This window comes from Paenibacillus tyrphae, assembly GCF_027925525.1.
Classification (GTDB): domain Bacteria; phylum Bacillota; class Bacilli; order Paenibacillales; family NBRC-103111; genus Paenibacillus_G; species Paenibacillus_G tyrfis_B.
In genome coordinates this window covers 256,121-268,255 of record NZ_BSDJ01000002.1, presented here as the reverse complement: position 1 = coordinate 268,255, position 12,135 = coordinate 256,121, and the positions used below count along the sequence as shown (strand labels likewise).

The following is a 12,135-nucleotide window of genomic DNA, read 5'->3' as shown; positions in this document are numbered from 1 at the left end:
AACATAAATGAACGGGACAGTAGTTCAGGACGAACAGTCGCAGCGAACCGGGGGTGGTGAAAGCCGGTACGTTGGTCTTGGATGAAGCGGACCCGGGATATGCTTTGCCGAACCGGACTCGTCAAGCTAGGCTACAAGCCTTCGGGACGATGCGCAGTAGGCAGATCCGGTCACGGACCGTTACAAGAATAAGCGGCGAATCGCCCATTTTGGCGATTTGCACATAGAGTGGTACCGCGGGAAGCAATAGGCTCTCGTCTCTTTTTGGAGACGGGGGCCTTTTTGATTTTCATAAATTTATCCATATGGAGGTCGGGATAATGATTCATAAGCAGCTTCATCAAGCGCTTGAAGACATTGCAGAGCAGCTTCTTCAAGAAGCGGGGCATGCCGTACCGCAAGAACTGTCGATCGTGATTGAGCATCCGGCAAATGACCGGCATGGGGAGTACAGCACGAATCTGGCCATGAAGCTGGCGCGCGTGCTCAAGAAAAACCCCTTGACGATCGCTAACGAAATTAAGGCGAGGCTCGTTCATCATCCGGGGCTTGCGGGTTGGTTCGAGCATATTGAGGTCGCGGCGCCGGGGTTTGTGAATTTGTTTATCCATTGGGAGCACTGGATCGTTAACTCGCATCGCCGGGATGCTTTCCAGCCGGAAAATGAGCGCAAAAAAGTATTGATCGAGCATACATCGATTAATCCGAATAAATCGGCGCATATCGGACATTTGCGTAATTCGTGCATTGGCGATACTTTGGCAAGGATGCTTAAGCGGGTGGGCCATCAGGTTGAGGTTCACAATTACATTGACGATTTGGGCAACCAACTGGCCGATACGGTTGTCGGCGTATTGCGGACGTCGGTACAGCAGCAGCATACCCGGTTTGGCGATTTTTGCTGGGACGTCTATGCGGAAATCAACCGGAAGTACCGCGAACAGCCCGAGCTGGAGCAGGAACGGGCGAATGTATTGCATCATTTGGAGCTAGGTCACAACAATATTGCCTGGCTCGGTACGTTGGTAGCGGAGCAAATCGTCAAGGAGCATCTGGAGGACATGCGGCAGTTTGGAATTGACTACGATGTGCTGGTGTGGGAGAGCAGCATTGTTCGTGAAGGCTTCTGGCAGGAGACGTTTGAGAGGCTGCAAAAAACCGATCTGTTCCGGCAGGAAAGCGAAGGCAAGCTGGCGGGCTGTTGGGTGCTCAAGCAAATGGCGGAGGAGAGCGATCCAGCCGGACAGACGGAATTTCACAGCGACAAGGTGCTGGTACGTTCCAACGGGATACTGACGTATACGGCGAAAGATATCGCCTATCACCTATGGAAGTTCGGTTTGCTGGATAAACAATTCCGCTATCAATCCTTCGGCGATGGGGTATGGTCCACGCATGCGCAAGGCGTGGAGCAGGACATTGGGCGGGCGGATAGGGTCGTCAACGTGATCGACTATCGCCAGGAGTACCCGCAGCAGATGGTGAAGCAGGCATTGTCTGCATTGGGGTACGATAAGCAAGCTGCTCAACTGTATCACGTCAGCTATGGAGTGGTATCACTGAGTCGGGCGACGGCCGAAAGTCTTGGCGTCGATACATCCGACGGCAGGTCATCGTATCCGATGTCCGGGAGACAGGGGATCGGCATCAAAGTGGCGGATCTTGTCGCACACATGGAAGCCGTCATCGAAGCAAAGCGCTCGCAGCACGAAGGTTTGGACAGCCGTTCGATCGCAGCGGCAGCGATCAGGTACTATTTGCTTAAATTCCATCTGCAGACGGAAGTGGTGTTTGATTTGGAACAGGCAACGGAGGTGTCCGGCAATACCGGCGTGTATTTATTGTACTCTTATGCCAGTGCATGCAGCATTTTGGATAAAGGCCGTTCCCTGACGGACACGGCGATGAGCGACATCGCCAAGATTGCGGCATATCCGGTCGCAGAGGGGCTTGCGCCGCAGGAATATGCGGTTCTCAAGCAGCTCGCTTACTGGCCGGAGACCTTGGAGGAAGTTGTTGCCGGTTTGGCGCCAAATGTGCTTTGTACGTACCTGTATGAGCTGGCGTCGCTTTTCAACCATTTCTATGCGACGTGCGAGATTCTGAAAGCGGGCGAAGGCGCTAAGCGGTTCCGTCTATGGCTGGCCGGGCGGTATCGCGATACGATGCACGACGGGCTGTCCATCCTCGGCTTGCCTGCGCCGAACCGGATGTAGACATCGATATGTGATAGAGTCGTACAAATGTTCTCGGTCGTTCGCCATATATTTTGATTTCCACAAATAAAATTAAATATAATCAATTATATCTAAATATAATTAAGTATATTGAATTCCATATAATGGTGCGGATAATCACTTTAAATAAATCTATTTAATATTAATATGTATGATGTGGTTCGTACCAATAATGGAGTTGAAAGGGATGTGGATGGAATGGCCGGGATCATCAATTGGGAAAAGATGCTTGAACTCGCTTATGGCAAGACAACGGATGACAGGGACGTAGATCCGGCTAAGTTTTGGGATCAGTTCGGCTATATGTATGACAAAATGTCCAGAATGGAAAAAAGTTATACGAAACATCAAGTGGACGCTATGATTCTGGACCCCCGTGACCGTGTTCTGGATGTAGGCTGCGGGACAGGAAGATTGTGCGTGCCCATTTCCAAAAAAGTGAGCAGCGTTACCGCCATCGATGCTTCTCCGAACATGTTGAGTTATGCAAGAAAATACGCCGAAGAAGAGCAGGCGGATAATGTTCATTTTCATCTGGTGGATTGGAATAACGAAAGTGAAATCAACCAATTAGAACAGCATGATGTCGTTTTTGCATCACGCACCGTTGCGCTAAAAGATATTAAGAGACTAAATAAGCTTGCCAAAAAATATGTCTTTCTTTTGAGCTTTGCCAACGGGCCGTCCTTAAGATCGATACAATTGGATTTATTTCGCGGAGTAAGAGGCAATGTACAGCTGGACTTCAAGGAAAACCGCCAGCTCGGGTATAACATTCGGTTTAATATGCTGTACGACTTGGGGATTGATCCGAGCGTCGTCATCGTGAAAGACGGGTTTGAAAAAAACTTTCGGAATAAAAAAGAAGCCTATGATGATCTAAGAACTTTAGGAACGGTGGACGAGGATCAAGAAGATGTATTTAGGCACAATGTAGAGAAGTATTTGATCGAAGGTAAGGACGGTTCCGTTCGGTTTGTAAGAGAAACCTCCACTTATGTCATGTGGTGGAAGCCTGAAGACGTGGATTTTGCATACGAGGGAGTCTAACGATGAGACAAAGAAAGATGAACATCATGCTATGTTTACTTGCCATGACGATCGTTGTTGCGGGATGCGCAAAATCAACGGCAACGAACCATGCAGACGCTGAAGTTAAGGCTGCCGACTCCAAACCTGATGCGAATGCAACCACAACCAAAAAAGTCGTCAGCATGTCGGGGAAAGAAGTCGAACTGCCGGGCAAAATAACAAGAGTTGTTAATACTTGGCCGTCGTCTGCAACCATGATGATTTTCTTAGGGGCCGGCGATAAATTAGTAGGCGTACATAAATATGTGAAAACTTTGCCCTTTAATAAGCTTATTTATCCGAAGCTGGAGCAAATTCCAACAGCAGAAGAGAATGCCGAGGAACTGCTGAAACTGGACCCCGAAGTGATCATAACTGCCAGCGACGATAATATAAAAAGCTACACCCAAGTCGGTTTAAAGGGTGTTAATCTAATGTTTAACAATTATAAAACCATGAAACAATCCGTTTCTGCTTTAGGCGATATTTTAGGCAGCGATTACAAAAGTAAAACAGATCGATTGGTCGCCTACATTGACGGAAATCTAAACAAGGTTCAAGACACGTTTAAAAACTTACGGGAAGAAGATAAACCGGTCGTTTATTATGCGGTTGATAATATGTACTCAACAACTGGCGCCGGAACTATTATGGAAGAATGGGTGACCAACGGCGGAGGGAAATTTGCAACCTCCGATTTGGGGAAAGGCATGCGGGTGACCGTGACCCCGGAAGATATTTTAAAGAAAAATCCCGACATCATCGTAGTCAGTGGCGGAGAAGGGAGCAAGAAGGTTGTACAGAGCTTCAAAACAACTCCGGAGTGGAGTGAAATTAAAGCGGTAAAAAACAATAAAATATTCGTAATCCCATCCGGGTGCTTTGCTTGGGACCGCTTTGGGGCGGAAAGCGCCTTGCAAATTTTGTGGGCGGCAGCTACGTTCCATCCCGATTTGTTCGTGATGGATATGAAAGAGGAAACCAGAAAGTTTTATAAGGAATATTCGAATTTCGACATGACCGATCAGCAACTGGAGCAGCTGTTAAAAGGAGAAGTTGTTAAATAAAAAAACGGGTGAGCAGAAGATGGAAGCGATAAAGGAAAAGGCTGGTTCAAACAGCAAGGTTAGAGATTATATGCTTTTTTTAACGCTATGGCTCCTGCTGTTCGTCCTTTCGATCGCAGCGCTTTGCTTAGGGCGATATGGTATTCCGATTTCGGATGTCTTGGACGTTTTATCCTCGAAGCTGCTTGGAAAGCCGTCAAATGTAAATCAAACCATTGAAAATATTATTTTGAATTTACGATTGCCCAGGATCATCGCTTCCATTGTGATCGGGGGTTCGCTGGCATTGGCTGGGGCCGCTTACCAAGGGATTTTTAGAAATCCTTTGGTTTCCCCGGACATTTTAGGTGTTTCTTCCGGTGCGGGGTTAGGGGCTGCTCTAGCCATACTTTTTCATTTAGGGACATTCGGCTTACAAATCTCCTCCTTGGCCGGAGGCATATTGGCCGTTATGATCACAAGCGCGATTCCGAAGTTCATGAAAAATCGTTCAACCATCATTCTCGTTATGGTGATCTCGATGCTGTTACTACTCGCTATCCGATGGAGAGTCAATATTCTTGCTTTAGGAGAAAGCGAGGCCAAAAACCTGGGCGTCCATACGGAGTTTTATCGCGGTCTCGTCATCGTGCTGTCTACAGTTTTAACCGCTTGTGCCGTATGTGTTAGTGGAACCATCGGTTGGATCGGGCTAATCGTTCCTCATTTGGGACGAATGCTGATTGGGCCGGACAATACAAGGTTATTTCCTCTTTCTATCATCTTAGGAGGAGGATTTTTGTTAATGATTGATACGCTATCAAGAATCGTTTTCCCGGCAGAATTGCCCATCAGTATTTTAACGGGGCTTGTGGGAGCGCCTTTTTATTTTTGGATTCTCCATAAACAAAGGATGAACATGACATGAAACTGGAAGTAAGCAATGTCAGTTTTTCATTTAAACAAAAGAACGTTTTTTCCAATGTATCCTTCAGCCTGAACGAGGGAGAGATTCTTTCGATTTTGGGACCCAACGGGTCGGGCAAGTCTACCCTGTTGAACTGTATAGCGAGGCTGCTTAAAGGGGAGCAGGGGGATATTTTCCTGGACGGAAAATCGATTTATGACTATACCATGAATGAGTTTGCAAAAAATATCGGCTATGTTCCTCAAAACCATGTGCCTGCCTATGCATTTACGGTCAAGGAATTCGTTGTCATGGGGCGCTCGCCGTATATCTCGGCATTTTCAATGCCGTCCGACAAGGATTACAACATTGCGCTTGAGGCCATCGAGATGATCGGGATCGGTCATTTGTTAACCAAGCCATATACGGAGCTTAGTGGTGGAGAGAGACAGTTGGTCACCATTGCCAGAGCCATTGCTCAGCAATCCAAAATCATATTAATGGATGAACCGACCTCGCAGTTAGATTATGGAAATCAAATACGAACGATTGAAATCATAAAAAAACTGTCCCACAAAGGCTACGGCATCATCATGACCACGCATACACCGGATCATGCCATATTGCTGAACGATAAAATCGGAATCATGGACAAGTCAGGCCAATTTGAATGCGGCCATGCCGCACATATTTTAAGCGAAGAGAAGCTGAAAAAGATATATAACATTAATTTGAAGCTCGTGTATTTAAAGGAAAACGATAGAATGGCCTGTGTAGCCGAAGGGATCTAAAACATCCTCGCGATCTGCAAGGGATGTGCATAATATCATAGAGCGGACGGGGGAGACAATTATATGATGGTTATGCAATAAGGTGCGAGAGGAGCGACTGTCCCATGAAGAAGCGAACTATAGTGATTCCTCATGAACACGGCGGTTGGGCGATGGTCAGTGTTCCTTTTCTGCTCGGCCTGTTCGCCGGGAAGCCGCAGTTGATGCATCTGCCGTTATTTATGGGATGGTTGTTTCTCTATCTATCGTCTTATCCTTTTCTTCAATCCATGAAAAATAAAGCCAATCGGCGGCATTGGATCCAATGGGGGACGATTTACGGTTTAGTTGCGGCTTGTTGTTTGGTGCCATCGCTTATCAGCCATCCGGCATTGCTCTATTTCGGCCCGCTTCTTTTTGTGCTGCTTTCGGTGAACATATGGCATACGAGACACAAATCGGAAAGGGCGCTGCTTAACGATCTTTGTGCCATCCTTATGTTCAGCCTTAGTGGAGCAGCCGCTTACCTGGTGGGCGGTGGAGGCTGGGACCGGATGATGGCGATGGTCGTTCTGTTCAGCTTTTTGTATTTTACAAGCAGCGTCTTTTTTGTGAAAGCCATATTTCGCGAAAGAGAAAACAAACGCTGGATCGCTTATACGCGAGCATATCACATTTTGCTCCCACTCGTGCTGTGGGCGGCGGGCCATCCGTGGATGATCCTCGCTTATGTGTTTTCCGCTGCGCGGGCTTTTGCTTTCGCAGGCAAGCCGGTGCGTCCCTCGAAGGCGGGAATGATTGAAATTGTGGGTGCGGTACTGTTCGTCATTTTTTCCGCTGTGCTCATTCAACGATGAAGGGTGATAAGGATTGGCACAAGTGACAAACCGTTGGATACCTTCCCGCTATTCCACCATCGTGCGATGGAACGGAAAAGGAGGGATGATTTACAGCTCCTTATCCGGCGCCATGGCTGCCTTTGAACCGGACGAGGAGGCAGAAGTCCTTCGAGTACTGGGGAAGGGGGCACGCCATGAGGAGTTGTCCGGAATGGCCTCCGATCTGTGCGATGCCGGATTTTTGGTGCCGGACGGGACGGACGAGCTTGCGCAGGCGCAAAAGCTGCACGCTGCTCTGAACGAAGCGAAATCGATGCATCTCGTGATCATGCCTACAGAAGCGTGCAACTTTCGCTGCACGTATTGTTACCAGAGCTTTCCCTGTGGCGCCATGACGCGGGAGACGATCGACGGTTTAAAAGCGTACGTCCGGCAAGCTGCCGAAAACATGGATCATCTAGCAATTAGCTGGTTCGGCGGCGAACCAATGCTTGTTCCCGATACGATCGTTGAATTGTCGGATTCTTTCTTGGAAAGCTGCTCAAAAAACAGCATCAGCTACTCCGCAGACATGTCCACAAACGGATACTTTTTGACGAAAGAGCGGTTTATGGAGCTGCTCGACCGGAACGTGCGCCGATTCATGGTGACGCTGGATGGAACGGAAACGGTCCACGACAGGAGAAGGTGCCTTCGCGGAGGCGGCGGAACGTTCGAGAAAATCATCGGCAATTTAAAGGAGCTTCGTGATGTCGATGCTTCGTTTGCTGTCGATATTCGAATCAATTTTGACGAGGATAACGCGGATGAAGTGCCGGATTTGCTGACGAAGCTTTTCGCTTGGTTCGAGGGTGACAAGCGGTTTCAGCTGCTGATCCGGCCGGTCGGCCGGTGGGGCGGACGAAATGACGACCGGATTCCCGTGTGCGACCGGACCGCTTCGGATGCGCATCTATGGGAATTGACGGGCCTTGGGGTGGAGCAAGGGCTGCCACTCAGCGAGACGATCATCGATTCGCTTATGCCGTCCGGAGCCGTCTGTTATGCCGCCAAGCCCAATGCGTTCGTGATTGGGGCGGACGGACGGTTGTACAAATGCTCGGTTGCGCTGGACGACCCGGTGAATCATGTCGGGCAGCTTCACGCAGACGGAAGCATGGTTCTCGATATGGACAAAATAGCGAGATGGACCGGCTCCGGCGAAGAGCGGGACCCGGTTTGCCGCACATGTTATTTCCGCCCCGCCTGTCAAGGAAACCATTGCCCGTTATACCGGATGCGAACGGGGAAGCGTCCCTGTCCGCATGAGAAAAGAAAACTCAAGCACGTGCTGGAATTGATCGGGAAGAGCCAAGATCAAGTCAAAGGAGGTGGAGAAGAACATGAAATGGATTCGTCCGGCCATAACAACCGCGCAAGCGGTGAATACCGGTAAAATATTGAAGTCGGTACCTGGAAATCTTGCTTAAGACAAATTCAACCTCATTCTGGAAAAAGTCCAAGTTTTGTTGCTTACCGGCAACGAACCTTGGACTTTTCATTTTGGGGCTAGGAGCAGAAAAAACGTGATTGTAAACACAGTAGGCTTATGCTCGTTGCATTACAATTTAGACAAGAACATGATCATTAGGAACAACGGTCATGTCAAAAGGAGGTCAAGCTAATGAACACTTCTTTTAACGGTTCCGAAACGATCGGACAAATCGTGACCGCTTTTCCCGGGTCCAGTAACTTATTTCAGGAGCACTGCATCGACTTTTGCTGCGGCGGGGGCCGTCCTCTAATAACAGCGCTAAGACAGAAAAACATCGAGGAAGCAGCTTTCCTAGAGAAACTAAACCGGTTCTACGCGGAAGCGAACCAAAAAACCGATCCCAACACGGACTGGAGCAAGCTCTCGTCGAGTCGGTTGATCGATCATATCGTCACCACCCATCACGCGTATTTGGAACGGGAGCTCCCTGTGTTAAGCGAATTCGTCACCAAAATTTTGCGGGTACACGGTCCGGAACGCCGTGAGCTCGCCAAGCTTCATATGCTTTTTCATCAGATGAAAATGGAGCTTGAGCAGCATTTGATCGCCGAGGAAGCGTCTGTCTTTCCGTTAATAAGAGAATTGGAGCACGATCCTTCTCCATCCCTTGCGGAGAAAACGGCAAATGCGATTAGGGAGCTTGAGGCGGATCACAGTGGCGTCGGCAATCTCCTGCACGAGATGAGAGCCGTCACGGGCGATTATGAACTGCCGGCCGGCGCATGCCGGACTTACACGCTGGCGTTCCACAAGCTGCAAGAGCTCGAATCGGATTTGTTCCAGCATATTCACCTGGAAAACAACATTCTTTTCCAGCGTGTGAGCAATCCCGCCAACGAGTCTTAACAAGCAAGTTTCCAAGAAGAGGTCGTCTATGGAAGGCGACCTCTTTATGTGACTTGCATCACCGAAATATACTATATATGGTGATAAAATGATAACGAAAACACCATATATAGATAGTTTCGGAGAGGAGGTTAACGGGAAGGTGCTACGATTTTATCCAATCATGATTCGGACTTTTGACGATCTGCCGGGGAATACCTCTTTAGTGATTCATTCTCTTGCCGGCTGTAATTTGCACTGCTTCGGATGTCATAACTACGATGAATTGGTTGCATCCAAGCATGAGCATTATTTGTTGGCGGGTGATATTTTGCAACAAATCAAGATGAACGGATATTTATTCGATGCCCTCATCTTCAGCGGTGGAGAGTTTTTGATGGGAAATCTTACAGAAATCATCTTGTTTCTAGCGGAACTGAGGAAAGGGTTCCCGGGTAAAATCATCATTAACACGAACGGCACGTTTCCTGAGAAAATACGCCATTTGCTGGAGAGAGAGCTGGCTGACGGGATTCATATCGATATGAAATTGCCGTACCATGCTTTCAATAGGAACGTCGATATGGCCGCCTATCAAGCCGTTCTCGGCGTCGTTCCTACCCCTGCGCTGGTTCAAAACATGATGTCGGCGATCCAATTGGTCATTCGGCACAATAGTCCTTTCAGTCAGGTGCGTACCGTAAAATATCCTGTTTTAAGCGAGGAGTATTTTGAACAAATTCGCAGCTATGTCGATGAACTGAAGGAGCGTTACAACAGCGAGGTCACGTATAAATTAAACGAATTTTATTTTCCGGCTTGAACAGGAATGAAATCAAGACGATCGTAGTCAGGGAGGAACGGATGCATGTTTACTCATTTTAACGAAATCATCGAAAAATTCACCTCGGAGGTCGAAGACAAAAAATCGGACTATTTAAAACGCGAGAATAGCAATTTTGTGTACTCTCTGCCCCTGCTGCGCCACAATCTTACAAACTTTGCTGAAGAGGAATATTTGCTGTCGCACATATTGCCGTCCAAACTGACGGAGCTCTATAAAGAAGGCGTCGTATACATACACGATAAGCAATTAAGCCCGTACTGCATGAGCGTCGGATGCAAAGATATCGCGATGATGGGAATCCCCAATTTGGCCAAAAATATGCTGTCCTCCAAACCGACGAAAAAGCTGGATGTTTTGTTAAGACACGTCAGCAACGTCATCGTTCTAATGTCGCAGCAGGTGTCTGGCGCGGTGATGTTGTCCCAATTGACCACCATATCTGCATCCTACCTGTACTTTGAACAATTGGATAACGGTAAAGCGTATTCGGATCACGAACTGAAGCAGTTGTTTCAAGGCTTGATATGGGAAATGAACATGCCGCTGCGCGGAGGCTCGCAATCCGCATTTTCGAACATCACAATGGAATTCGGCAAACCGTCCGAGGAAATCAAAAACGAATACGTCATGATCGGAGGCGTTACCAAAAATATCAAATATCAAGATATTCCGCCAATCTATTTTGACCGGATCAACAAGGCGATTATCGATGTGATGAAAGAGGGGACGGGAACAGGGATTCCATTTACGTTTCCTTTAATTACCGTTCAAATTGACGATCATTTTAATTTTCAAGACGAGCTGTTTCTGTACTTGCTGGAGCAAATGTATTATTGGGGCGGCGTCTACTTTGAAAACTTCCGGACGGAGCCGTTTGAAAATGAATATTACAAAAAACGCAATCCTTTGTTGAAACCGCGCGATCCGGAAGCGAGCCGCAGTTTATGCTGCAGGCTGCAGATCGATTTGACCGTGCTTTCAAGAGCCGGAAGCGGCATTTTTGGCAGCTCTACCGGATCGACCGGCGCCGTGCAAGTGTTGAATCTTAACTTGAATCGAATGCTGATGGAATTTGGACATAACGATTCTCTACTTTTGGAAAAAATCAGAGAGAATCTCGAACTCATGCAGCAAGGCCATCAGGCCAAAAGGGCATGGATCGAAAGAAATAAAGAGCTGTACCCGACGTTTTTCGCCTTCAACAACGATCTGAAAAACTATTTTAACGTATTTGCCGTGACCGGGATGCACGAGGGATTGCATAATATGGGCTATGAAGGCGGATTGTTGAATGAGGACGGCAAGAGGCTGGCTCATCGTCTCATGCAAGCTATGACTGACATCATCAATGAGTTCATCGTGCGGGATAAAGTAGCCTGCGGGATTGAATATGCTCCCGGGGAGAACGCTGCCATCAAGCTTGCCCGGCATGATTTGAAATGGGGGAAACAGCATGGACGGCATGTCTATGTTCAGGGCAGCGGCGATAACGTATACCTGACGTCCGGGTGCATGCTTCCGTTTAGTGAGGAAGATTTCCTCAAGCAAATCGAAAACAGTGCGGAATTTCAGGGGTACGCCACATCGGGAAGCATCCTCCATCATTTTGTGGAAAGCAAGCTTGCACCGGGCCAACTTGCGCAATATCTCAGTAACATATTCGAAAAGCCGATTAACTACATCACGCTTACACCTACCCTTACAAGCTGCTTAAGCTGCAATCGGCAATTGGTGGCGCAGGATGGAAAGCATATCGGGAATTGTCCGGTTTGCGGCAGTGACGATATCGCCACATTCAGCCGTGTGATCGGTTATGTAAAGATGATCTCCAGAAAAAGCATCAAGGTGGATAAGGAAGGTTGTTATCACGGGGAGTTCAACTTTTGGAGCAAAGCGAGAAGGTTTGACTGGAATACGAGAAAGCGAGTTAAGGTTGAAGAGCTGTAACCGATGAACTGCGCACGTGGCAGCTTTCCTGCGAAGAAAACAATCATCTGGGCGCAGGATAACGGGATGCGGTATTCGTGTAATCTGTGTACATTTTGTGAAAGTGAGTTAT

The 12,135-nt window shown here is 47.9% G+C and carries 10 protein-coding genes and 1 other annotated feature (1 of these 11 running past the window's edge); all 10 genes read left to right on the top strand.

What is annotated here, in order from left to right:
• Positions 1-265, top strand: a binding site (T-box leader); it begins 2 nt to the left of the window's first position.
• Positions 266-320: 55 nt separating this feature from the next.
• A complete protein-coding gene (locus QMG93_RS03105) occupies positions 321-2,216 on the top strand; it encodes an arginine--tRNA ligase (RefSeq protein WP_281933426.1) in 1,896 nt (631 codons plus the stop codon).
• Between the two features lie 219 nt (positions 2,217-2,435).
• Complete coding sequence (locus tag QMG93_RS03100) at positions 2,436-3,287, top strand: class I SAM-dependent methyltransferase (RefSeq protein ID WP_281933425.1); 852 nt, start codon at positions 2,436-2,438, stop codon at positions 3,285-3,287.
• Between the two features lie 17 nt (positions 3,288-3,304).
• On the top strand, positions 3,305-4,375 hold the full coding sequence (locus QMG93_RS03095) for an ABC transporter substrate-binding protein (RefSeq protein WP_281933424.1): 1,071 nt from the start codon (positions 3,305-3,307) through the stop codon (positions 4,373-4,375).
• Positions 4,365-5,282, top strand: a complete 918-nt coding sequence (locus QMG93_RS03090) for a FecCD family ABC transporter permease (protein ID WP_281933423.1) — start codon at positions 4,365-4,367, stop codon at positions 5,280-5,282. Before QMG93_RS03095 ends, QMG93_RS03090 begins: the two co-directional genes overlap by 11 nt.
• Positions 5,279-6,052, top strand: coding sequence for an ABC transporter ATP-binding protein (locus QMG93_RS03085; protein ID WP_281933422.1), 774 nt, complete (start codon positions 5,279-5,281; stop codon positions 6,050-6,052). The genes QMG93_RS03090 and QMG93_RS03085 overlap by 4 nt, the downstream gene beginning before the upstream one ends.
• Before the next feature lie 104 nt (positions 6,053-6,156).
• Positions 6,157-6,888, top strand: coding sequence for a YwiC-like family protein (locus QMG93_RS03080; RefSeq protein ID WP_281933421.1), 732 nt, complete (start codon positions 6,157-6,159; stop codon positions 6,886-6,888).
• Between the two features lie 22 nt (positions 6,889-6,910).
• Positions 6,911-8,305, top strand: coding sequence for a radical SAM protein (locus tag QMG93_RS03075; protein WP_413789260.1), 1,395 nt, complete (start codon positions 6,911-6,913; stop codon positions 8,303-8,305).
• A 228-nt stretch (positions 8,306-8,533) separates the two neighbouring features.
• A complete protein-coding gene (ric, locus tag QMG93_RS03070; protein WP_281933420.1) occupies positions 8,534-9,250 on the top strand; it encodes an iron-sulfur cluster repair di-iron protein in 717 nt (238 codons plus the stop codon).
• 142 nt (positions 9,251-9,392) lie between these two features.
• Positions 9,393-10,052 (top strand): radical SAM protein, encoded by a 660-nt coding sequence (locus QMG93_RS03065; protein WP_281933419.1) that lies wholly within the window; start codon positions 9,393-9,395, stop codon positions 10,050-10,052.
• Positions 10,053-10,097: 45 nt separating this feature from the next.
• The gene (nrdD, locus tag QMG93_RS03060) at positions 10,098-12,023 is read left to right on the top strand and encodes an anaerobic ribonucleoside-triphosphate reductase (RefSeq protein WP_281933418.1); all 1,926 of its coding nucleotides are present in this window, start codon (positions 10,098-10,100) and stop codon (positions 12,021-12,023) included.
• The last annotated feature ends 112 nt before the right edge of the window (positions 12,024-12,135 follow it).